We start from the raw sequence: 22,109 nt of genomic DNA, 5'->3' as shown, positions 1-22,109 counted from the left end.
GAATCCTGCCGCACGAGTCGCCGCAGGAGAAGGAGGTCCGGGAACGGCTCACGAAACTGCTGACCGACACGCCGATCCCGCCCGTGTACCTGATCGACAACCTCCCGGTGTACCTGCGGCGCCACCAGCTCGCGGACCTGCTGACCATGGACGCGCTCTACCAGGAGCTTCTCGAGCTGCCCGGCGTGATCATGGAGTTCGGTGTCCTGCACGGGCGTCATCTCGCGATTCTCGCCGCACTGCGCGGCATCCACGAGCCGTACAACTCCTTCCGCCGGATCATCGGTTTCGACACCTTCACCGGGTTCCCCGACCTCTCCGACATCGACCAGGTGAGCCCGAGCGCGGCGGTCGGCCGGTTCGCCGTGCCCCACGACGAGGTGGACCACCTGCGTGAGGTGCTCGCCGCGCACGAAGCGGGCGATCCCGTCTCGCACGTCCAACGGACCTTCGTCGTCAAGGGGGACGTCCGGGAGACGGTCCCCCAGTACCTGGCGGACAACCCCGAGACCGTCATCGGGATGGCCTTCTTCGACCTCGACCTCTACGAGCCGACCCGCGACGTGTTCGAGGCGATCCGCCCCCATCTGGTCAAGGGCAGCATCATCGCCTTCGACGAGCTCGGACACCCCCGGTGGCCCGGCGTCACCGCCGCACTCCGCGAGACGCTCGGCCTCGAGAACCTGAGATTGCGACAGCTCCCCCACCGGGAGCAGCCCGTGATCTACGCCAAGTGGGGTGAATGACCCAGCCGAACCGGAGGAGGCGCCGCGTCCACCCGCGGCGCCTCCTCCGGTTCGTGTCCCAGGGCAGCGGTCGATGCGGCCCTGCTCGGGGTTATGCGGACGTCTTGTGCACGAGCCATTCGATGCGCCTGGCCACCTCGGCCGGCAGGGGCAGGGCGGCGATCTCCTCGGCGAGCCCGGCCGCGGCCGCCGCGTAGCTCGGGTTGGAGATGATCTCCTGGCAGTGCTTGGCGATGAGCTCGGTCGTGGTCTGTTCGGCGGGGAGCATCAGCCCGGCGCCGGCCTCGACGACGCGGCGTGCCATCTCGGCGGGGCGTAACTGCCCGGCGTGGGGGGTCAGGACCTGGGGCACCCCGATGCTCAGCGCCGTCATCATGGTGCTGCCGCCACTCTGGTGCACCAGGACATCGCAGGTGCGGGCGAGGATGTCGAGGGGGACCCAGCCCACCCGGACGTTGCCGTCCAGGCGTTCCCGCAGGACGGGCACAGCCGCCTCGGGGACCGCCACCGCCACTTCCACGTCGAGGGTGGCGACGTTCTTGACGATGCCCTGGACGAAGTCGTACTGGTCGTAGTCCGCCACACCCGTCCCGACCGTGACGCCGATCCGGGTGGCCGCACCCTTGGTGTACATCCACGGTTCCAGCCGGCACTGCGAGTTGCCGGGGATCCACCGCATCAGCTGTGCGGGCTCACTGTCCGGTGTGCGCATGCTCGGCGGCGTGATGTCGATCAGCATGTCGGGTTCGGGAAGGGCGTCCAGGCCCAGTTCCGCCAACTCCTCGCGCAGCTGGTACGTCGCACCCTCGTCGAACAGTTTCGGGGTGTGGATGTCCCAGGCCTGCCGCACGTACGGGACACCGAGGCGGGTCGCCAGCAGTGGCGCGCCATAGGCCAGCATGCCACCGATGACGACGTCCGGGCGCCAGTCCTTCGCGAACGTCAGGAGGGCGTCGAGGGGCCTCTTCTCGATCAGCGCGAACCACCGGCCCGCCATGTACTCCCGTTCGACGGCGTCGTCCGGCACCCGCGACAGCCCGGCCTCGGCGAAGATCTGCTTGCGGGTCAGTCCCGGCTCCATGGCCGGCACGGCGGGGAGCCCGGCCGCGGCGATGGTCGGGATCACGTCGTCGTCGGCGCCGGTGACCATCACCTGGTGCCCCGCGTCGCGGAGGGCCGTGGCGAGCGAGACGTGGGCGAAGAACGTCGACGGGGTGATCCCGGCGATGACGATGACCTTCAAGAAGTCCTCCTGGCGACAGTCCGCGTCGGCTGGTCCACGGGCACCGCTCCGAATGCTAGAAAAGGGGGTGACCGCCGAGCATCCCCCAACCTGATAGGGCACTTGCGCCGCCGCAGAACAGCCGGGTGCGGGCGGCGTTTCTGTCAGGTCGAGGGATGCCGGGGCGACCAGACCTGTCCTAGCCTCCAAGGACCAGCGGGCCGGCCTGATCACCACGACTCCAGAAGCGTTGCGGGTGGAACCATGCAGACTACGGAAAAGACGTTGCAAGACCTCGTCGAGAGGATGGTCGGGGGCAACGCGCACATGTTGTCGCTGACGTCCACGCGGGAAGCGATGTGGGTTCTCTACGACCGCGTGCTCAACGTGTCACCGGCGAACATCGACGATCCCGACCGGGACCGGTTCTACCTCTCCAAGGGCCACGCGCCGATGTACTACTACGCGATGCTGGCGCAGAAGGGTTTCATCGACCCGGACGAGCTGAACACCTGGGCCCAGCTCGGTTCGCCGCTCGGTCTGCACCCGGACCGGGTGCTGGTGCCGGGCGTCGAGATCAGCAGTGGTTCCCTCGGGCAGGGGCTCCCGCTCGGCGTGGGGACCGCGATCGGGTTGCGTGCCGACAGCCGGCGCGCCCGGGTGTTCGTGTTGATGGGCGACGGTGAGTTCGACGAGGGCAGCAACCACGAGGCGATCGCGATCGCGGGGCGGCTCGGGCTCGAGCGGCTCACCGCCGTCGTGATCGACAACTCCTCGGCGAGCCTCGGCTGGCCGGGCGGCATCGCCCGGCGCTTCGAGGCGGAGAACTGGCGCGCGACGACGGTGGACGGTCGCGACCGCGAGGAGCTGTACCGGGCACTGACCCAGGCGCCCGACGGACGCCCACAGGCCGTGGTGGCGGAGATCCGCGACGGTGGGGGAGGAATGGCGTGACACGTCGGTGGGCCGTGGCACGAACGAGCCGTCGGCACGCGATCAATCCTCTGTCCCCCAGGGCGACGACAGCACCGAATTCCGTGGAGGCGGCTCGAACATGACCACACAGGTGACCCGCAAGCTGATGCGTGTCGTCTTCATCGACACCGTGGCCGAGGCGTTGGCCACCAACGCCAAGCTGGCCGTGCTGACCGCGGACATCTCGTCGCCGTTCTTCAACGAGGCGCGGGCGCGGTACCCGGAGCGGGTGATCAACGTCGGGATCCGCGAGCAGGCGATGATCGGGCTCGCGGGCGGCCTGTCGCTGGCCGGGTACCGGCCGGTGGTGCACACCTACGCGCCGTTCCTGGTCGAGCGGCCGTTCGAGCAGATCAAGGTCAGCCTCGGGCACCAGGACCTCGGTGCCGTGCTGGTCGGCATCGGCAGTTCCTACGACGACCTGCCGCGGGGCCGCACCCATCAGTCGCCCGGCGACGTGGCGCTGCTCGACACGGTGCCCGGCTGGACGGTGCACGTGCCGGGGCACGAGAACGAGGTCGAGCCGCTGCTGCGCAAGGCGATCGCCGGCGACGGCCGGGTCTACCTGCGGCTGTCGGACAAGGTGCACAGCGAGGCCATCCCGCTCTCGGACGGGTTCACCGTGCTGCGCCGGGGGAGCGCCGGTGTGGTGGTCGCGGTCGGTCCGGTGCTGGCGGACGTGCTCGCCGCGACGTCCACAATGGACGCGACGGTCCTCTACACCTCCACGGTCCGGCCGTTCGACCACGCGGGTCTGCGCGCGGCGGTGGTGGCATCGACGCCGAACGTGGTGATGGTCGAGCCCTACCTGCGGGGTACCTCGGCGCACGAGGTGGCCGAGGCGCTCGGCGACGTGCCGCACCGGCTGCGCTCACACGGGGTGCGGCGGGACCAGGAGGTGCGTGCCTACGGCAGTGCCGCGGACCACGACCGGCTGCACGGGCTGGACGCCGCGAGCCTGGCCGAGTCGATCGCCGGCTTCTTCGACGGGCGGTCCGACGGCAGGGAGAACGCTGGGTGACGACCGAGACGACTGGAACAACCGAGACGACTGGGAAACCGCCCGCCGGCGAGTCGCTCACCGCACCGCTTCCCCGCGAGTTCTTCCACCGCGAAGACCCGTTCACGCTGCCGCCCGCCCTGGCGGCGCTGCCCGGGGGATCCCCGGTCACCAGGGCGACGCTGCCGGGCGGTGACCCGTTCTGGTTGGTGTCCGGGTTCGACGAGGCCCGTGCGGTGCTGTCGGACCCGCGGTTCTCCGCCGACCGGTTCACCTACCACCCCAGGTTCAAACGACTGTCCGCGGAAGCCAGGGCGCAGATGGTGACCGACCAGGCGCGGGCCGGGTCGTTCATCAACATGGACCCACCGGAGCACACCCGCTACCGCAGGTTGCTCACCGGGCAGTTCACCGTCCGGCGGGTCCGCCAGCTCGGCGAGCGGATCGAGGAGATCGTCACCGCGCGGCTGGATGACATACTGGCCAACGGAAACACCGCCGACCTGATGTCCGAGTTCGCGTTTCCGCTGTCCTCGCTGGTGATCTGCGGGCTGCTCGGCGTGCGCTACGAGGACCGGGCCGAGTTCCAGCAACGCGCGGAGCTCATGTTGCGGATGGACGTGCCGATCAAGGAGGGGCTGGAGAACTACGCCGCCCTGCGCGCGTTCATACAGCGGCTGGTGACGGACAAGCGGGAGAACCCGGTCGACGACATCATCTCCGGCCTGATCCACCACGGCGGTGCCGACCCGGCGCTCACCGACGACGAGCTGGTCAACATGACCAACCTCCTGCTCATCGCCGGCTTCGACACCACGGCGAGAATGCTGGGACTGGGCATCTTCGTGTTGCTGCGGCGGCCCGACCAGCTCGCCCTCCTGCGCGACGACCCGTCCCGCATGGGTGACGCCGTCGAGGAGCTGTTGCGCTACCTCTCCGTCAGCAACACCGGGGTCTTCCGGTTCCCCAAGGAGGATGTGGAGCTCGGCGGCGAGCACATCCCCGCGGGCTCGACCGTGTCGGTCTCCCTGCTGGCCGTCAACTGGGACGAAGAGCACTGGCCGGACCCGGAAGTGGTGGACGTGACCCGGCCACGCAGCCCGCACCTGGCGTTCGGCCACGGCGTGCACCAGTGCCTCGGCCAGCAACTGGCCAGGATGGAGTTGACGGTCGGCTACGTGGAACTGCTGCGCCGCCTGCCCAATCTCCGCCTCGCCGTGCCGCCCGAGGAGGTTCCCCTGCGCACCGACATGCTCTCCTACGGCCTGCACTCACTACCGGTCACGTGGGACGCGCCGTAGCGGTGCAGGCCGCGCCGGACATGTGTGCTGTGGTCGAGCCGCCGCGCCCCGGCCGGGGCGCGGCGGGCTCGCCTTCTCAGTGCCCGCTGTGGCCGGAGTTTCCCGGCTGGTGGCTCGAGCTGCCCGAGCGCATGTGGAACCGGGCGACCTCGGCCGGGTGCACGACGAAGGGGCGCATCATGCCCTCGTCCTCGTGGTCGAGGATGTGGCAGTGGTACATGTACTCGCCGGTGGCGCCCTCGAACTGGCCGGCAACCCTGATCCACTCACCGGACCACACGTTGAAGGTGTCCTTCCAGCCTTCCTCGTACCGCTCGATCGGCGAGCCGTCGCCCGGCGCGGGCAGCGGCCTGGTGGTGCCGCCGGCCGCGATGTCGAAGGCCTTCAGGTCGGCGAACTTCCGCCGGGTCAGCAGCTGGAACCGCGCCATGTGGATGTGCATCGGGTGCGGTGCCCCACCGAGCTGGATCAGGTTCCACACCACCCACCGGCCCCGGTCGACGAAGATCGTCGTCGTGTCGTCGAACAGCCGCGCGATCTTCCGGAACGTGCGCACCTGTCCCGTGTCCGGCTCGGTGACCTGGATGACCCCCTCCTCCGGGAAGTGCGTCGGCAGCTCCTCCGGTTCGGTGATCTCCTTCAGCTCCCACATCTCCGGGTGTGGCCGGCCGGCCACACCGGCCGGTGTCGTCGCCACGAACACCTCGTCGTGGTCCGCCGGCACGGTCGCCCGGACGTACGATGTGGACAGTCGCGCCGGCGGCGTGAACGAGTCGTGGCGGCCGCGGCTCTCGACGCGGAACTCCATGATGTCGGGCTCGACCGAGGCGCCGGTGTTGACGAGGCGCAGGCGTTGCCCCGTGAACCGGCTGAAGTCGATCAGCAGGTCGACGCGCTCGGCCGGGGTGAGTGTCAGCCCGCCGGCCGGCACCGCCGCCGGGGCGGGCAGCAGGCCGGCGTCCGTGCCGACGATCCGGACCGCGTCGTTGTGCACGGTGCCGGCCTCGTCGACCAGGTCGAGGCGGAAGAACCGGCTGTTCGCCGCGTTGAGCACGCGGAAGCGGTACCAGCGCGCGTCGACGTCGAGGTGCGGCCAGATGACGCCGTTGACGAGGGTGAACGGGCCGGTGACGGGCGCCGACGTGCCGCTCGCGGGCAGGTACTGGAACTTGAACAGCAGGTTCCCGGTGAGTGCGCCGGTCGCCGGGTCGGTGTCGAGGTTGCGGTCGGTGATGATCAGCGGGATCTCGTGGTCGCCGCGGGGTAATCGCAGGCGGTCCTCTTCGTCGTCGCGGATCAGGTAGAGGCCGGCGAGTCCGGCGTGGACGTTGAAGCGCGTCACGGCCATCGCGTGGTCGTGGTACCAGAGGGCGGTGGCGGCCTGGCGGTTCGGGTACTCGGTGAGCTGGGTGCTCCCCGGCGACATCCCGTTGTGCGCCCAGCCGTCGCTGCCGCCGTTCGTCAGCGCGCCGTGCAGGTGCACGACGGTCCACGGCGGCAGGTCGGCGACACCGTCGACCAGCTCCACACCGGGCGGCAGGCCGCCGTCCGGGGCGCGGTAGCCGGGGACGTTCGCCGGCGTCGGCTGCGCGTACGGTGCCCGCACCGCCACGAGTGGGACCGTGTCCCGCAGCTCGTTGGTCCACGCGACCCGCAGCCGCCTGCCGCCGCGCACCTCGATGGTCGGGCCGGGGAAGTGTCCCGAGTAGGTCCACAGGGGGGTCTCGGGCAGTTGGGAGTGCAGCCGCGCCCGCGTGTTGGTCATCGTGATCGTGAGCTCGTCCCGGTACCGCCGCGAGTTCGCGCGCATCACCGGCGGCACGCGCAAGGCGTCGAGGAACTTGGTGAGGCCGAAGTTCGGTGCCGCGGCCTGTGGCGGTTGTCCCTCGACGGTCGCCGCCGCACCCGCGGTGGAAGGGCTGAGCACGCTCACGCCCGTCACGAAACCCGCGGTGCCGACGACGGCCGCGGTGGAGCCGACCACGGCGGAGGTGAGGAAGGTGCGACGATCGACGGAATCATCCATCCGTGTTTTCTCCTGCGTTTCGTCAAAGGGAGTACGCGCAAGACTCTTTCACGCCGCTCGCGGCAGCCACCACCAACGCGGGTAGTCCCGCCTCGGACCGGGCCGAACGACACGCTTGAGGGATGCACCGCCATGACCCGCACAGCTAGGTTCTCGTGTGGTCGGGGAGGGGAAGTCGCGAAGATTAGGGAGTCCGGGTGTTCGACACGCACGAGAAGCACGTCTGGATCCGTGGCGAGCGTCCGCCCGCGACGGTCTGGTGGGACGAGGAAACGAACATCCACCACGTGTACGGGTATGACGAGTCGGTGGAGGTCATGGGTGATCCCGAGACCTTCTCCAGCAACTCCCAGCGCCTGTTGCCGAGCGCGATCGGTTCGGAGGTGACCGACGGCAACATGGTGCGGCTCGATCCACCCGAGCACACCCAGCTGCGCAAGCTCGTCAACCGCGCGTTCACGCCCCGGATGATCGCCGACCTGGAGCCGCGCGTCGCCGCGCTGACCAACGAGCTGCTCGACGAACTCGGCGACGTGGACCGGATGGACCTGGTCGACGTGCTCGCCTATCCGCTGCCGGTGATCGTGATCGCGGAGATGTTGGGCCTGCCGGCGTCCGACCGGGTCTGGTTCAAGGAGCTGATGACCAAGCACATGCACAGCAGCCGCGACGCGCTGGAGGACGTGGCGGCCGAGCTGGAGCAGCGGCTCGCCGACATCCGGCTGCTGCGCGCCTACCTACGCGAACACGTCGTCGAACGCCGGCACACCCCCCGCGAGGACATGCTCACGGGACTGGTCGAGGCGGAGGTGGACGGCGAACGGCTCACCGACGACCAGGTGGTCAACTTCGCCAACCTGCTGCTGATCGCCGGGCACGTCACCACCACCGCGATGCTGGCCAACACCGTGGTGGCGCTGGATGTCTACCCCGAGCAGGCCGCCCGCATCCGCGCCGACCGAACGCTCATCCCCGGTGCGCTCGAGGAGTCGCTGCGGATGTACCCGCCGTTCCAGCGCATGATCCGCGCGACCATGGTCGACACGGAACTCGGCGGCCACAAGATCCCCCGCGACCGCCTGGTCTCGATCTGGGTAGGCGCCGCCAACCGCGACGAGCACGTCTTCCCGAACCCCCACACGTTCGACCCGACCCGCGACCCCAACCCGCACCTGGCCTGGGGCCGCGGCGTGCACTTCTGCCTGGGCACCCCCCTGAGCCGCCTGGAAGGCCGAGTAGCGTTCGACATCCTGTTCGACCGCTACCCGGCAATGCGCACCGACCCGGAACGGCCACCGGTCTTCCAGCCGTCCCCCGACTTCACGGGCGTGCAGGAACTGCCGGTCATCCTCCGCTAGCCGCGACCGGTGGACCTGTTCGCCTTCTAGCGCCGTCCAGTGGCCGGGGAGTGGAACGCCCGGCTGGCGATCTTGGCGTCCAGCGGGCTCATGCTGTCACTCACCGGCTCCGCTGGCCGCCACCACCGGAAGTCCAACGCTTCGTCGTTCACGACGAGCAGAGGCACGGCCTGGAGGTCGATTCGGTAGACAGCGAGGAGTTCCCGCCGCGCCGGCCCGCTGAGGTCGAACTCGGCAACCGCGACACAGGTCAGGTCAACACCCTGGATGCCGGTCTCCTCGCGCAACTCCCGCACCGCGGCCTGACGCGTGGTTTCCCCTGGATCGAGCATTCCCCCGGGCAGCTCCCACTGCTTCCGCCGGCTGTCGAACACCATCAGGACGACATCCGCGTGCACGACAACGACCAGCGACGCGGGCACCACTGCCCGCTCGACCAGTTGCGCCAGTTCATCCTCCGCGACGAATCGAATGTCGACCAAGGCGTTGCCGGCACGATCACGAATCGGAAGCACAGCCATGACACCAGTCAACCTGCCCCGCCAGTGTCGCGGCCCGCGAGCGGTTCGGTGAGTTCCTGGAAACCTGGTGCGACCGCCACTCGCAATCGTGTGGTTGCCTGCGGGCGGGCCGGGCAAGCGTTGCGCGCTGCCCGGCCCCTCCGTCGCGAGTGGTTGCCCCCTCGGTGTGGCACGAGGTGGGTGCGGACGGCCCGCTCACCTCATGCGGGCCCACCCGGGCGAGCGGTCAGTTCGTGACCAGGGTCCAGACCGAGTTGGACCTGATCGAGTCGGCTCGGTCGGCCTTCACCCGGGTGACGCCGGTGTTGTGGAAGGTGACGAGCGCCTGTCCCTGGGCGTCGGTGCTGGCGCCGGCCACGGTGGCGCCGGCGATCGGGGCGCCGGTGGCGGCGTCGGTGACGGTGTACCTGGCCTGCTGGCCCGCTCTGGCGAGCACCGGACCGCTCAGCTTCAACGCGTGCGCCTTGGCGAAACCGTCGAAGGCGAAGAGCACCTCGTCACCCAGTCGCACCTGCTGTTGGCAGCCGCCGACCGGTGTGAGGCTGCCGTTGCGCAGCAGTGCCCAGAACTGGGTGTCCGTCTGCGACTCGCCGGCGATGCTGGTCACCAGGTAGTCGTCGAACGAGGCGAAGTACGTGCCGTCCCAACTGAAGCCGCCGGCTTGTGCGCCGTTGTCGAGTGCGCCGGTCGCGGTCGGGCCCGCGGTGGGGTTGGCGCCGTTGTTCGTGCCGTCGCAGTGGTGGGTGCCGCCGGACGGCGTGGTCACCGCGTGCGGGACGGTGAGGACGGGCGCCTCGAAGAGCGTGCTCGTCGCGCCTTCGACCCGCAGCAGCACCACCGTGCCCGTCGTCGATGCCGAACTGGGCGCCGGTGAGGCGGCCGCGGTACCGACGTCAGCGGTGAGCAACCCCAGGGTGAGGAGGCTGACCGCTGCCGCCAACCGGGACAACCGCACTGGGAGTGTCATGGCAAGCTCCTTGCTGGGTCGGATGCGGAGGACGTTGCGTGGCAGGTTCACGACCTGGGCACGGACACGACGGAGACCGTCGTGTCACCCTGGTTGGTCACGAACGCGCGGCGACCACCGGGACTGAACGCGACGTCGTTGGGCCTGTTGCCGACCGGGACGGTGGCCACGACTCGGTTGCTCCTCGTGGAGATCAGCGAGATCGAGGCGCTGTGGAAGTTGGTGGCGATGACGAACCGCCCGTCCGGGCTGACCCGGACACCGTGCACCTCGGGGGCCGGCGTCGCGATGACCCTGATCGTGGTGCGCCGGGTGAGGTCGACGACAGCCACTCCTCCATCGCCGCCGAGGACGCCACCGAAGATGCCGACATAGGCGAAGCGACCGTCCGGGGTGATCGTCGCGGCCTGCGGGCCGCCGGCATCGGTGAGGCCGATGTCGGCCACCACGCGATCGGTCGCCGTGTCGATGAGGACGGCCTCCGGGCCCCCGTCGCTCCGGCCGCGGGGGACCACCAGCAGCCTGCCGTCGGGGGTCAGTGCCGGGCGACCCGTGAAGCCGGGCAGCGTGATGGTGCCCGCGACGCGCACGTGGTGTGGATCCCGGTTGTCCAGGACGACGATCCCGGCGTCCGACGCGCCGCCGACGGTGGTGACGTAGACCTTTCTGCTGTCCCGGGTGGCCACCACGCCGAACGGGAACGTGACGGGTATCGGGGCGAGGTCGATCGTCTGGGTCACCGTGCGCGTGGTCGCGTCGATGACCGAGATGGTGGCATCGGTCGAGTCGGTCACGAAGGCCTGGCGCCCACCGAAGGCGAAGGCGATGTCCTCGGGGAAGATCCCGACGTCGATGACCGACTGGATCGCATGCGTCCTCGTGCCGAGAACGGTGACGGTGTGCCCGACACGACCGATGTGGTCGTCCAGCGGTCCGGAGTTCGCGACCCACACGGTGCGCCCGTCCGGCGCGGTCGTGGCGCCGAACGGCTCGACGGCGACGTCGACAGTGTCCACGACGCCGAACCCGGGAGTTGTCGCCGCCGCCGGTACCACGGCGACCACGGCCGTCAGAAGAATTCCGAAAGTAGCGGCCACCGCCAACCGCGATGTGGTGAATACAGTCAATTCTCTGCCACCTTTCGGCCAGCGATTCCGCGGTCGGAGCCGGCTGACGGCCCAGAAAAGCCGGTCGACCGGGGCTTACCGCGCCCGCGAGCAGTTCGGGAGGGTTGTCAGTTGGCGCACCTGACCACCACCCAGCCCTCCCACGCGCCGTTGTTGGAAATCTCCCGAGCCCAACTCTGGATGGGCGTGCACTGAGTCGAGGGGTTGTACCCGGCGGCGCTCGCCATCGCGTTCGCCTGCTCCTGCGCCCGTTGCGGGGCGGCCTCGGGACCGAAATCGGCGGCGTGGCCCAAAAAGTCCTGCGTCGCGGCAAGAGCTGCCGTCCCGCCGGCCAGACCGCCCGCGGCCACCAACGCGGAGATCACCACAGCCTGAACAGTGCGACGAATCGACACGGGCGCACCCCCAGCCGCGGAATTGATCACATTGTTTTCTCCGACGCCGGAGCCTAACACCGCCGCGTTCCGACCGCCACAATACAAGTTCCCAGAAGTTAAGATTTGCGCCCTTCATCCGCTGATCATCGAAGAAATCGGGTGATCTCTCAGGCGACGCCTAGATCGTTCTTCTGGCGCTCATTCCGTGATGATGATTTGGCGAGTTGCGGCGGCAGATGAGAATGCGGAGAGCGCACGCGGCCGGGTGTGAGTACGTCACCGGTACAGGCGGCTCTGCATGTCGTACAGCTCCTGGTACAGGCCCCCGGCACGGCGCAGCGTGTCGTGGTCGCCGACCTCGGTGATCCTGCCGTCGTCCAGGACGATGATCAGGTCCGCCATGGTGACCGTGGTGAAGCGGTGCGACACCAGCAGGGTCACCGCGCCTTCCGCGGCCCGTTCCCGGACCACGTCGCTGATTCGCTCGAACAGCTGCTTCTCGGTCAACGCGTCCAGTGCCGCCGCCGGCTCGTCGAGGACCACCAGCAGCGACTCGTCGCGTACCAGTGCCCTGGCCAACGCCAGCTTCTGCCACTGGCCCCCGGACAGCTCGACGCCGCCCCACGCGGTGCCCAGCTGGGTGTCCAGTCCCTCGGGTGGCAGGTCGGCGAGCTCGGCCGCGCCGGCCCGGGCCAGCGCGGCCGTGACCACCGGCCTGTCGTCGATCCTGGGCAGGTCGCCCAGCCCGACGGACTGTCCCAACAGGAACTCGAACCGCACGTGGTCCTGGTAGGCCGGGCTCACGCGGCGCTGCCACAGCGCGGGATCCATGCTCGCCAGGTCGGTGCCGCCCACGCGGATCACGCCCGCGCTCGGCCGGTACAGGGCGCTGAGCAGCTTGACGAGGGTCGACTTGCCCGAGCCGTTCTCGCCGACCACCGCGACCACGCTGCCCGCCGGGATGTGCACCGACACGTCGCGCAACACCTCGCGCTCGCTGTCGGGGTAGCGGAACGACACCGAGTCCAGGACGATCCCGCCGCTCAGCCGGGCGGGTGGCGGGACGTCCATGCCCGGCTCGGGGGCGTTGCGCCTGCTCACCTCGGTCAGCCACAGCAGCCGGCCCGCGGCGGTGGCCACCCGTTGGAAGTAGGCGCCGAACTGCGCGGCGGACGCCAGCTGCGCGTTGATCATCGTGGCCAGCGACACGACCAGCACGATGGTGCCGACACTGTCGATGCCGCCGCCCGTGGTGGCGATCAGCAGGATGATCATGCCGACGTAGCCGGCGGCGAACAGCACGGACGCCCCTGTGGTCAGCGCCGCACCACGCAGCGCCGCGCGGGTGGTCCTGCGCTCGATCCGGTCGGTGACCAGCTCGTGCCGGTCGAGCAGCTCGTCCACCAGCCCGAACAGCCGCAGCTCCTTGCCGGCCGACGGCGACGCGGCCACCTGGTAGAGGTGCTCCCGCGCCCTGCTGTCCTGGGCGCCTTCCTCCCTGGCCCGCTGGGCCAGCCGCGACGACGCCCGGTGGGCGAGCAGCTGCGGGACGCCGAACAGGGGCAGCACCAACAGCAGTGGGTGCAGCAGCCCCATGATCACGGTCGCGCCGGCGAGCGACACGAACACCCGGAAGTTCAGCACCGCGGCGTTGACGGCGCCGGCCAGCGCGCCGCGTTCCTGCCGGATCAGCGTCATCTGGTCCATGTAGCGGGGACGTTCGAAGTGCTCGATGGTGGGAATCGTGCCCGCGAGGCGCATCAGCTCGGTGTCGATGTACCGGCCGGCCCGCTCGGACACCACGGTCGTGTACCGCAGGTAGCCGCGGTTGAACACCGACGCGAGGCCCATGGTGGCGGCCATGGTCCCGGCGCCGGCCACTGCCCGGCCGACGTCGCCGCGCGCGACGGCGTCGATGACCACCTTGATGCCGATCGTCGACGCCAGGGTGGCGAGGTTCGCCAGTGCCTGCAGGGCGAAGAGCAGGGCCGACCGGCGCCGGTCGGCCCGGAAGCACAGCGCGAACACGGTGCGCACCCGCAGCCACCACGAAGCCGGGAGGGCCACCGCCGGGTCGGTGGTCATGGTGCCTCCTCCGTCGGTGCGGACCGCTCCTCCTCGTCGTAGCGCGCGGACTGCGCGGTGTACATGCGGGCGTACTCCCCGCCGGCCGCCATCAGCTCGTCGTGCGGGCCCAGCTCGGCGACGGCGCCGCCCTGAAGCACGCAGATCAGGTCCGCCCGCCGCACCGTGGCGAACCGGTGCGAGATGACGATGGTGGTGATCCCGTGCGTCAGTTCCAGGAACCGTTCGTAGAACGCGCTTTCCGCCCGCACGTCGAGGCTGGCGGTCGGTTCGTCGAGCACCAGCAGCCGGGCGCCGGCCTCGACCGCGAGCAGCGCCCTGGCCAGCGCGATCCGCTGCCACTCCCCGCCGGACAGGTCGGTGCCGCCGTCGAGGTGCCTGGCCAGCGGGGTGTCCCAGCCGCCGGGCAGCGCCTCGATCCGGTCCAGGATCCCCGCCCTGGCGGCGGTCCGTCGCATGGTGGCGGTGTCACCGAGCAGCGGCAGCGCGCCGAACCCGATGTTCTCCCGTGCCGTCAGCTCGAACCGCTGGAAGTCCTGGAACACCGCCGCCACCCGGCGCTGCCAGTCGCGGGCCGCCAGGTCCCTGAGGTCCTTGCCGTCGGCCAGGATCGTGCCCGCGTCCGGGTCGTAGAACCGGCACAGCAGCTTGATGAGCGTCGTCTTGCCGGCCCCGTTGGCGCCGACGACGGCCAGCGACCGGGACGCGGGGATCACCAGGTCGAGCCCGTCCAGCACCGGGGTCGTGCTACCCGGATAGTGGAAGCTGACGTTCTCCAGGTCGATCCGCACCCCGGCCCGGTCGGCCGGCGGCGCGGCACCTGGCCGTTCGACCGCGTGCGCGGCGGCCCGCTCGACCGCGGTCACCGCGGGCAGGGCGCTGAGTCCGTACGCGATCTGCATGTCCTGCTGGCCCCGGGCGGACACCTGACCGATGACGATGACCGACCGCAGGAAGACCACGGCGGCGGACAGCCCGACCACGTGGTGCACGGCGTCGGCGCCGAGCAGGGCGAGCACCAGGAAGTTGGCCGCGGTGAGCACCAGCAGCGCCGTGAACACGGGCACGGAGTGCTGGCCGCGCCGCCGCCACACGACCGCCATCGCGTCGTCCCAGTCGGTGCGGTAGCGGTCGGTCAGCCACCCGGTCAGCCCGAACAGGCGGATCTCCTTGGCCGCGGCCGGCTTCAACACCAGGTCGCGCAGGTAGACCGAGCGGCGAAGCAGCGTGGTCTGCTGGGTGAGCGCCCTGGTCTGGCTGAGGTAGTCCCGGCGACCCTCCCGGCTCCACCACAGCCCGGCGAGGAACACCGGCAGCGCCAGCCACCAGTGGTAGAGGCACAGCACCACCAGCGCGGTGACGCTCTGCACCAGTTGGACGGCGTTGGTCACCAGGCCGCTGACCGCGCCGCCGGGCGTGTAGCCGCCGCTGCCGATGCCGGTGATCCGGGACAGGAGGTTGCGTACCTCGGGGTCGTCCAGGTGCTCGACGCCCGCTGGTCCGTTCACGGCGCGGATGGCGCGTCGCTGCAGGCGGGCGTCCACCCGGGACCCGAGCGCCGTCGCCAGCGCGGTGGACACGCGGGCGGCCGCCTGGCTCAGCACGAACAGCGCCGCGAGCACCACGAGCGCGGCCACCGCGCGGTGGCCGTCGGGAGTGCCGAGGCCCTCGGAACCGGCCAGCGTGATGTACCGCACCATCCAGCCGGACGCGACGATGGCGAGGGTGGGGGCGAGCCCCGCCACCAGCGTGATCACCGCCAGGGTCCAGGTGAGTCCGCGGCCGGCGGTCGGCAGCATCCGCAGGACCACCAGGCTGGGCCACGGCTTGTCCGCCCACGGGGGACGTCTCATCGGCCGACCCGGGGAGCGGCCCGGGCGAGCAACACGAACACGTGGACGACGTCGTCCAGCTGAGCCGTCGGGATCACGACCCCCAACTCTCGATCCAGGAGAACTCGTGAAACGAGAGTAGCGCGTAGGTCTTCGCCGACCGTCGCCGAACCCCTCTCAGTCCACAGTGGACAGTATGGATCGTCGCCCTCGAATACCGCGCACCGAAGGATCCGGTGCGGTCGGTCGCGCCGCGTACGATGACGCGCATGCGCCTCGGTGACTTGTCGCTTCCGAGCAATCCGGTGTGTACGAGCGCTGTCGAGGTGGCGAGGGCCTATTCCTCGCCCGCGTTGGTGAACCACTCGTTCCGCGCATATGTGTGGGCCGCGGCGTTCGGGACGACCAGCGGCGTCGAGTTCGACCGTGAGTTGCTGTTCGTCGCGGCGTTGCTGCACGACATCGGGCTCGTCGACGTGTTCGACAGCCACACGGTGCCGTTCGAGGAGGCCGGGGGCGGTGTGGCGTGGGTGTTCGCGGCGGGGGCCGGGTGGCCCGCGGCGCGGCGGGCCCGGTTGTCCGAGGTGATCGTGCGGCACATGTGGGCCGAGGTGGACCCGGTCGAGGACCCGGAGGGGCATCTGCTGGCGCGGGCCGCGGCGCTCGACATCGCCGGGCGCGGCGTCGACGAGCTTCCCGCCGAGTTCCGCGCGGAGGTGCTCGCCCGCTACCCGCGCTCGACCCTGGTCGACGAGTTCCTCCGGTGCTTCGCCGACCAGGCCGACCGCAAGCCGAACAGCCGAGCGGCGACCTCCATGCGCAACGACCTCGCGTCCAGAATGGCGGCGAACCCCCTCGAACGATCCGGGGACGCCTGACCGGACCCGCGCCGCGAAGCCCGGCATCCGGGAATCGTCGCGGTTCGCCTGACACGCGCTCCCCGGCACTGCTAGTCGGCGGCGGGGGCGGCCAGCTGGGTTCCCAGCGGGGTGCGGGTGTGGTGCAGGTACCGGCCGACGCGGTGGGTGGTGATCAGGCCGGCCTCGCGCAACACGGTCAGGTGCTCGCTCACTGTGCTGTTCGGCAACGCGCACCGGCGGGCCAACCCCGTCGTCGACGTGGGTTCGGTCAACGCTGCCAGCAGGGCCGCCCGGGTGCCGCCCAGGAGACGGGCGAGTGCGGCGGACGGGTCCGGACTCGGCTCCCACAGCGCGGCGATCCCCCGCGCGGGGTAGTCGATCGTCGGGAGCCAGGGTTTGTCCAGGATGACGCCGACGTTCGGCCACTCGAACGCGCTCGGCATCAGGACCAGCCCCGCCTCGACGTCGCGGTAGCCGGTGCTCGGGTGGTCCACCACGAGCGTCGGGTGCTGCCAGCGGATCCTCGGGTGCAGGTCGCCGAGTACCGCCGCCAGACCACCGTCGGCCAGCCGCCGTGTGCGGTGGGTGATGTCCCCCTCGAGCACGTCCCGGATCCTCGGCCACGACGGCGCTACCAGCCGCCGCCAGCACGCGTCCAGCGTGTCGGCCAGCAGGGTTCGGGCCCGCACCGGATGGTCCACCAGCGCCTGCGCCGGCGGTGGCGGCCGTCGACCGTGCTGCTCGCGCATGCACCGCGCCAGCTCCGCCCGCACCCGTGCCACCGGGGTGCCGCGGACCAGCGCCAGTTCCTCCTCGAACACCGCGGTCGGCCCGGAGGGCGCGGGCATCAGGAAGTCCGGGTTGTAGCCACGCGGCATGACCTGCAGCAGCGGCGTCAGGTCCAGATCGGACAGCGCGGGCGCCACGGCTCGCAGCCAGGGCTGGTGATACCCCTGCCGGTGCGGCTGCGTCAGCAACCGAACGGCACTCAGGGTCTCCCGCAGCGGCGAGATCGCCCAGCGGCACGACGCCGGGTCCGTGATGCGGAACGTGATCGTCAAGTCCACCCCGTGATTTCGGTTCAGACCGAAATCCTCGCCCGACACGGTCGGCCACCGCAACCTGGGGCCATGGCATTTCGGATCCTCTGGTGGTCACGCGTGGTCTCGTTCGTCGGGGACGGGATCGGGCGCACCGCGTTGGTGCTGTACGCCGCGAGCCACGGTGCCGCGGCCGTCAGCCTGGTGCTCCTCGTGGTCGCGGTCCCGCGCTTCCTCGGACCGGTCGCCGGGGCACTGGCCGACCGGCTCGACCAGCGGCGGCTCATGGCCGTCTGCGAGACCGGGCAGGCCGCGGTCTTCGCCGTGCTCGCGATCGCCATGCCGTCGCTGCCGGGGCTCGTCGCGCTGGCGGCGGTGTCCGGCAGCCTCGCCACCGCGTTCACCCCCGCCGGGCGCAGCGTCGTGCCGGTCCTGGTACCCGAAGCGGACCTGGGACGCGCCAACGCCCTGCTCGGCACGGCGTTCAACATCCAGGTGGCCGTCGGACCGACGCTCGGCGGCCTCGCGGTCGAACTGGGCGGCGCCCGCGTCGCGTTCGCCGTCAACGCGGTCACCTTCCTGGTCTCGGCCGTGATCCTCACCCGCTTGCCGGCACTCAGAACCGCGAGGATCCCCGGGGGCCTGTGGTCGGAGACCCTGGCGGGGCTGCGTTTCGTCGCCACCACGCCGGGGCCGAGGGCACTGGTCCTCGCGTTGTTCCTCGTCGTGTCCTTCGCGGCCATGGACAACGTCGCGCTGGTGTTCCTCGTCTCCGGCGAGCTGCACGGCTCCGCCGCCGAGTTCGGCCTCACCCAGGCGGCGTTCGGCGTCGGCATGCTCGCCGCGTCCGGCCTGCTGGCGATCGGCCGGGTCCCGGTCGTCGCCATGCTGGTCGGTGGACTCCTGCTCACCGTCTCCGGGACCGTGGCGACCGCCTTCCTGCCGACGATCCTCGCCGTCGGGATAGCCCAACTGTTCGCCGGTGCGGGCAACGGCATCGAGAACGTCGGCAGCGACACCCTCGTCCAACGGCTCACCCCCCGCCCGATGCTCGGCCGCGCCTTCGGCGCCGTCGCCACGGCGGCCCAACTCGGCTCCGCCGTCGCCTACGCGGTCGCGGCACCCCTCATCGGCGCACTCGGACCACGCGGCACGTTCCTCGTCTCCGGCGTCGGCTGCGCGCTGGCGATACTGGTCGTCATGCCGGCCCTGCGAACCGCGTCCCGCGCGAACGCGCTCGGCGGCCTGCCGAGCCCGGACACCGAGTGCCGTGTTCCCTCGCCGCCCGCGTGAAAGCCCGCGCCACTCCGCACGAGTTGCCGTTCGGGGTGGCGCAGTGTGGGGATTCGCCTCCGAAGGAGGCAGGTTAGTGGAAGGTTCCCACCTCTTTTCCACCCGGAACCTCACCTAGGGTGACGTGTGGCACGTGGAGGATGCCGCGTTCGGGAGGGGACTCATGAACACCTGTCACGGATGGCCCCGGTGCTGACGGAGGCCGGGACGGACGACGTCATGGACGGGCTGATGCAGCCACGTCCGCTCACCATCGCGCACATCCTGGAGCGTGCCGAGCGGCTCTACGCACACAAGCAGGTCAGCACGGCCGGCATCGAGCGGGTCACGTACGCCGACGTGGCCGACCACGCCCGGCGCCTCGCCACCGCACTGGCCTCGCTCGGCGTCCCGGTCGGCGCCCGTGTCGGCACGTTCGCGGCCAACAACCGGCGGCACCTCGAGCTCTACCTCGCGGTGCCGGTCACCAAGCGGGTGCTGCACTCGATCAACATCCGGCTCTCCTCGGAGCACCTCGAGTACATCGTCGACCACGCCGAGGACGACGTGGTGTTCGTCGATCGCGGGCTGCTCCCGCGGATCTGGCCGAGCGCCGAGCGACTGCCGCGGGTGCGGCACTGGGTGGTGCTGCCCGACGGCAGCGACACGGCGATCCCGCCCGACCCCCGCATCGTGGACTACGACGAGCTGATCTCCGGTGCTGATCCGCATCCGGGCTCGTTCGAGGACACGTTCACGCTCGCGGACGAGAACCTGGCCGCCGGGCTGTGCTACACCTCCGGCACGACCGGCCGCCCCAAGGGTGTGCTCTACAGCCACCGGTCGACGGTCCTGCACTGCCTGGGGACGCTCGCCGCCGGCCTCATCGGCCTGTGCGAGAGCGACGTCGTGATGCCGATCGTGCCCATGTTCCACGCCAACGCCTGGGGCCTGCCCTACGGCGCGATGATGGCGGGGGCCTCGCTGGTCCTTCCCGGCAGGTCCACGGATCCGGCTCACCTGCTGCGGTTGATGGAGTCCGAGCGGGTGACCGTCGCCGGTGCCGTGCCCACGGTGTGGACGAGCATGGTCCCCGAGCTGCGGGCCCACGACCTGGGTGCGACGCGGTTTCTGCTCGGCGGCGGCTCCGCTGTTCCCCCGGCGCTGTCGGAGACCTACCGCGCCGCGGTCGGCGTGCCCATCACCCATTCCTGGGGGATGACGGAGGTCAGCCCCGTCGGGGTCATCGGCGGTACGCGCACCCAGCACCGGGACGCGACCGAGGAGGAGCAGGTGGCCGTGCGGGCCGCCCAGGGCCAGCCCCTGCCACTCGTCAACGTGCGGATCGTCGATGTCGAGACGGGCCGGGAGCTGCCGTGTGACGGCCACGCCGTGGGCGAGCTGCAGGTGGCGGGCCCCTGGGTGGCGGGTGGCTACTTCCGGGTGGACGGAGGCGACAGCTTCACCGAGGACGGCTGGCTGCGCACCGGCGACCTGGCCACCATCGACGCCGACGGTTACCTGCGGCTCGTGGACCGGATGAAGGACCTGATCAAGTCCGGCGGGGAGTGGATCTCCTCGGTCGAGCTGGAGGCCGCCATCGCCTCACACCCCGACGTCGTCGAGGTCGCCGTGATCGCACGCCCCGACCCGCGGTGGGTGGAGCGCCCCGTGGCTTACGTCGTCCTGCGCGAGGGCACCGCCACGGCCGACGAGCTCCGGCGGCACATCACGCCGATGGTCGCCGGGTGGTGGCTGCCCGACGAGTTCGTCTTCCTGGCCGCACTGCCCAAGACGGGCACCGGCAAGCTGTCGAAGACCGTGCTGCGTGACTCCGTGCGGATGGCCTGAGACGCCTCACGACGGGGCGGTCGTCGCCCGGAGCTGGTGCAGCCGCAGCCCGAGCCGCAGTTCCAGGTCGTCGTCATGGCGCGGGTCGTGGCCGAGAACCTCGCCCGCGCGGTCCAGTCGCTTGAGCAACGTGTTGACGTGCACGTGCAGGGCTCGGGCGGTCGCCGCGACGTTGGCGTGGTGGACGTAGTAGGCGCCGAGGGTCTCGACGAGATCGGTGCCACGCCGCTGGTCGTACTCGAGGAGCGCGCCGATGGTGTCGGCGAGGAAACGGTCGAGCTCGTCGACTCGTTCGGGGTCGAAGACCATGGCGTACAAGGCATATCGACGCGTCGTGGCGCCCAGATCGGTCTGCCCGATCGCGCGCGTCACCGCGCAGCAGCGACTGGCCAGGGAGAAGGCACGCGACCAGTCGTGGTTGACCGCCCGTTCCCCGACGACGATGACGGGACCGGCCAGTGTGCGGCGCAGTCTGCTGTGGACCTCCTCGACGGTCCGGTCGTCGGCGGCGCTGGGGAGGATCATCGTGGCCCTGCCCAGGTGTTCGCCGGCCAGTCCGGCACGGTCCCGGGCGATGTCGTGCAGGTGGCGCGAGAGGTCCGTGGACGTCAACGTGGGGGCGTCCGCGACGAGGACCAGGTCGAGGCGGTCGGCGTCGATGTTGCGTGCGCGGGTGCGGGCGCGCTGGGCCGGGGTGATCCCGGGACTGCCGACCATGAGCTCGGTCAGGAGCTCCCCGCTCAACCGCTCGCTGGCCTCGGCCACGGCCCGCTCCTTGAGGATGAGCAACCCGAGGATGTGGGTGGCCCGTTCGAGGATGCGCAGGTCCGTGTCGTCCGGGGCGCCGTGGTCGGCGGTCGCCTCCCGGCTCCACGCCAGTGCGCCGAGGTAGCTGTCGCCCGCCTGGATCGCGGCCACGCTGCGGGCGACGCCGTCGGTGCCGACCGAGGTCGTGGCGCGGCCCGAGCGGCGTGCGTCGTCGACGGCCTCGGCCAGGTCGATCTCCGGTGGAGTGTGGCCGGGGCCCGACGCCGAGTCCCGGCGGACGGCAGTGGCACCGGTCCGGTCGAGGAGTGTGACGCTTCCGCGCAGCTGGTCGGCGAGGAGCTGCGCGACGTCGTCCGGTGTCCCGCCGCGCAGTACCGCACCGGTCAGGGCTTCGTGGATCGCCTGCGCTCGCTCGATCTTGCGGTACGCGACCCGCAGCTCCCGCAGCGCGGTCCGGCTCGCCTCGTAGAGGCGGGCGTTGTCGAGGGCGACCGCGGCATGATCGGCGAACGCGCTCAGCAGCGCGATCTCGCCGGCCTGGAAGGATCGCTCGGAGCGGTCCGCGGCGAACAGCGCGCCGACCACCTCACCTCTGATGACCAGTGGCACACCGAGAAGCGCGACGAGTGCCTCGGTGACGACCAGGCGGTCGAAGTTCGGATCGTGCTCGATAGCGGTCGAGGCGGCGTAGTTGCGCACCCAGTGCGGGCTCCGGGAGGCCAGCACCTTGCCACCGAGCCCCACATCGGCCGGTACAGAGGCGGCGAGGAAAGAGGCGGAG

18 protein-coding genes are annotated in these 22,109 nt (G+C 70.7%); 8 read left to right on the top strand and 10 right to left on the bottom strand.

Features of this window, described 5'->3' with window-relative positions:
* Window positions 1-2 precede the first annotated feature (2 nt).
* Window positions 3-746: a class I SAM-dependent methyltransferase gene (locus tag ACJ73U_RS03905; protein ID WP_407776118.1), complete on the top strand. Its 744-nt coding sequence runs from the start codon at window positions 3-5 to the stop codon at window positions 744-746.
* A 91-nt stretch (window positions 747-837) separates the two neighbouring features.
* On the opposite strand, the gene ACJ73U_RS03900 is transcribed toward ACJ73U_RS03905, so the two are convergent.
* A complete protein-coding gene (locus ACJ73U_RS03900) occupies window positions 838-1,989 on the bottom strand; it encodes a glycosyltransferase (RefSeq protein WP_407776117.1) in 1,152 nt (383 codons plus the stop codon).
* Between the two features lie 243 nt (window positions 1,990-2,232).
* Between ACJ73U_RS03900 and ACJ73U_RS03895 the strand changes: the two genes are divergently transcribed.
* The 3 genes from ACJ73U_RS03895 (at window position 2,233) to ACJ73U_RS03885 (ending at window position 5,244) form a co-directional block, all read left to right on the top strand.
* Window positions 2,233-2,922, top strand: coding sequence for a thiamine pyrophosphate-dependent enzyme (locus tag ACJ73U_RS03895; RefSeq protein WP_407776116.1), 690 nt, complete (start codon window positions 2,233-2,235; stop codon window positions 2,920-2,922).
* Window positions 2,923-3,022: 100 nt separating this feature from the next.
* A complete protein-coding gene (locus ACJ73U_RS03890; RefSeq protein WP_407776115.1) occupies window positions 3,023-3,964 on the top strand; it encodes a transketolase family protein in 942 nt (313 codons plus the stop codon).
* A complete protein-coding gene (locus tag ACJ73U_RS03885) occupies window positions 3,961-5,244 on the top strand; it encodes a cytochrome P450 (protein ID WP_407776114.1) in 1,284 nt (427 codons plus the stop codon). The genes ACJ73U_RS03890 and ACJ73U_RS03885 overlap by 4 nt, the downstream gene beginning before the upstream one ends.
* A gap of 76 nt (window positions 5,245-5,320) precedes the next feature.
* On the opposite strand, the gene ACJ73U_RS03880 is transcribed toward ACJ73U_RS03885, so the two are convergent.
* Complete coding sequence (locus ACJ73U_RS03880) at window positions 5,321-7,270, bottom strand: multicopper oxidase family protein (RefSeq protein ID WP_407776113.1); 1,950 nt, start codon at window positions 7,268-7,270, stop codon at window positions 5,321-5,323.
* A gap of 197 nt (window positions 7,271-7,467) precedes the next feature.
* On the opposite strand from ACJ73U_RS03880, the gene ACJ73U_RS03875 reads away from it, so the two are divergent.
* The gene (locus ACJ73U_RS03875; RefSeq protein WP_407776112.1) at window positions 7,468-8,628 is read left to right on the top strand and encodes a cytochrome P450; all 1,161 of its coding nucleotides are present in this window, start codon (window positions 7,468-7,470) and stop codon (window positions 8,626-8,628) included.
* A 26-nt stretch (window positions 8,629-8,654) separates the two neighbouring features.
* Here the strand turns inward: ACJ73U_RS03875 and ACJ73U_RS03870 are convergent, their stop codons facing one another.
* The 6 genes from ACJ73U_RS03870 to ACJ73U_RS03845 form a co-directional block, all read right to left on the bottom strand.
* The gene (locus tag ACJ73U_RS03870) at window positions 8,655-9,149 is read right to left on the bottom strand and encodes an NUDIX hydrolase (RefSeq protein WP_407776111.1); all 495 of its coding nucleotides are present in this window, start codon (window positions 9,147-9,149) and stop codon (window positions 8,655-8,657) included.
* Between the two features lie 226 nt (window positions 9,150-9,375).
* On the bottom strand, window positions 9,376-10,116 hold the full coding sequence (locus ACJ73U_RS03865; protein ID WP_407776110.1) for a DUF4430 domain-containing protein: 741 nt from the start codon (window positions 10,114-10,116) through the stop codon (window positions 9,376-9,378).
* Between the two features lie 47 nt (window positions 10,117-10,163).
* Window positions 10,164-11,180 (bottom strand): cytochrome D1 domain-containing protein, encoded by a 1,017-nt coding sequence (locus tag ACJ73U_RS03860; RefSeq protein WP_407776109.1) that lies wholly within the window; start codon window positions 11,178-11,180, stop codon window positions 10,164-10,166.
* A 170-nt stretch (window positions 11,181-11,350) separates the two neighbouring features.
* Window positions 11,351-11,638 carry a hypothetical protein gene (locus tag ACJ73U_RS03855; protein WP_407776108.1) on the bottom strand — a complete coding sequence of 96 codons (288 nt, stop codon included), beginning with the start codon at window positions 11,636-11,638 and terminating at the stop codon, window positions 11,351-11,353.
* A 258-nt stretch (window positions 11,639-11,896) separates the two neighbouring features.
* Window positions 11,897-13,705: an ABC transporter ATP-binding protein gene (locus ACJ73U_RS03850; RefSeq protein WP_407776107.1), complete on the bottom strand. Its 1,809-nt coding sequence runs from the start codon at window positions 13,703-13,705 to the stop codon at window positions 11,897-11,899.
* Window positions 13,702-15,558 carry an ABC transporter ATP-binding protein gene (locus ACJ73U_RS03845; protein ID WP_407776106.1) on the bottom strand — a complete coding sequence of 619 codons (1,857 nt, stop codon included), beginning with the start codon at window positions 15,556-15,558 and terminating at the stop codon, window positions 13,702-13,704. The genes ACJ73U_RS03850 and ACJ73U_RS03845 overlap by 4 nt, the downstream gene beginning before the upstream one ends.
* 305 nt (window positions 15,559-15,863) lie before the next feature.
* Between ACJ73U_RS03845 and ACJ73U_RS03840 the strand changes: the two genes are divergently transcribed.
* Window positions 15,864-16,415, top strand: a complete 552-nt coding sequence (locus ACJ73U_RS03840; protein WP_407776105.1) for an HD domain-containing protein — start codon at window positions 15,864-15,866, stop codon at window positions 16,413-16,415.
* 71 nt (window positions 16,416-16,486) lie between these two features.
* Here ACJ73U_RS03840 and ACJ73U_RS03835 read toward each other — a convergent pair whose 3' ends face one another.
* Window positions 16,487-17,464 carry a DUF5937 family protein gene (locus tag ACJ73U_RS03835; RefSeq protein WP_407776104.1) on the bottom strand — a complete coding sequence of 326 codons (978 nt, stop codon included), beginning with the start codon at window positions 17,462-17,464 and terminating at the stop codon, window positions 16,487-16,489.
* 63 nt (window positions 17,465-17,527) lie between these two features.
* Between ACJ73U_RS03835 and ACJ73U_RS03830 the strand changes: the two genes are divergently transcribed.
* Entirely contained in the window at window positions 17,528-18,730 is a 1,203-nt protein-coding gene (locus ACJ73U_RS03830; protein WP_407776103.1) for an MFS transporter, read from the top strand.
* A 180-nt stretch (window positions 18,731-18,910) separates the two neighbouring features.
* Window positions 18,911-20,560, top strand: coding sequence for a long-chain fatty acid--CoA ligase (locus ACJ73U_RS03825; protein ID WP_407776102.1), 1,650 nt, complete (start codon window positions 18,911-18,913; stop codon window positions 20,558-20,560).
* 6 nt (window positions 20,561-20,566) lie between these two features.
* Here ACJ73U_RS03825 and ACJ73U_RS03820 read toward each other — a convergent pair.
* Window positions 20,567-22,109, bottom strand: a 1,543-nt coding sequence (locus ACJ73U_RS03820; RefSeq protein WP_407776101.1) for a helix-turn-helix domain-containing protein, incomplete at its 5' end; no start/stop codon positions are given.

The sequence above is a fragment of the Actinophytocola sp. genome (genome assembly GCF_045807065.1).
Lineage (GTDB): Bacteria > Actinomycetota > Actinomycetes > Mycobacteriales > Pseudonocardiaceae > Actinophytocola.
Note: the sequence above shows the minus strand (reverse complement) of the source record. Positions and strands in the feature narration are given on the sequence as shown.

What these genes read in the sequence shown, in the direction of transcription:
- ACJ73U_RS03895 (WP_407776116.1), top strand. Translation starts at nt 2,233, where the DNA reads ATGCAGACTACGGAAAAGACGTTGCAAGACCTCGTCGAGAGGATGGTC.
- ACJ73U_RS03890 (WP_407776115.1), top strand. Translation starts at nt 3,023, where the DNA reads ATGACCACACAGGTGACCCGCAAGCTGATGCGTGTCGTCTTCATCGAC.
- ACJ73U_RS03880 (WP_407776113.1), bottom strand. Translation starts at nt 7,270, where the DNA reads ATGGATGATTCCGTCGATCGTCGCACCTTCCTCACCTCCGCCGTGGTC.
- ACJ73U_RS03870 (WP_407776111.1), bottom strand. Translation starts at nt 9,149, where the DNA reads ATGGCTGTGCTTCCGATTCGTGATCGTGCCGGCAACGCCTTGGTCGAC.
- ACJ73U_RS03865 (WP_407776110.1), bottom strand. Translation starts at nt 10,116, where the DNA reads ATGACACTCCCAGTGCGGTTGTCCCGGTTGGCGGCAGCGGTCAGCCTC.
- ACJ73U_RS03850 (WP_407776107.1), bottom strand. Translation starts at nt 13,705, where the DNA reads ATGACCACCGACCCGGCGGTGGCCCTCCCGGCTTCGTGGTGGCTGCGG.
- ACJ73U_RS03845 (WP_407776106.1), bottom strand. Translation starts at nt 15,558, where the DNA reads ATGAGACGTCCCCCGTGGGCGGACAAGCCGTGGCCCAGCCTGGTGGTC.
- ACJ73U_RS03830 (WP_407776103.1), top strand. Translation starts at nt 17,528, where the DNA reads ATGGCATTTCGGATCCTCTGGTGGTCACGCGTGGTCTCGTTCGTCGGG.
- ACJ73U_RS03825 (WP_407776102.1), top strand. Translation starts at nt 18,911, where the DNA reads ATGGCCCCGGTGCTGACGGAGGCCGGGACGGACGACGTCATGGACGGG.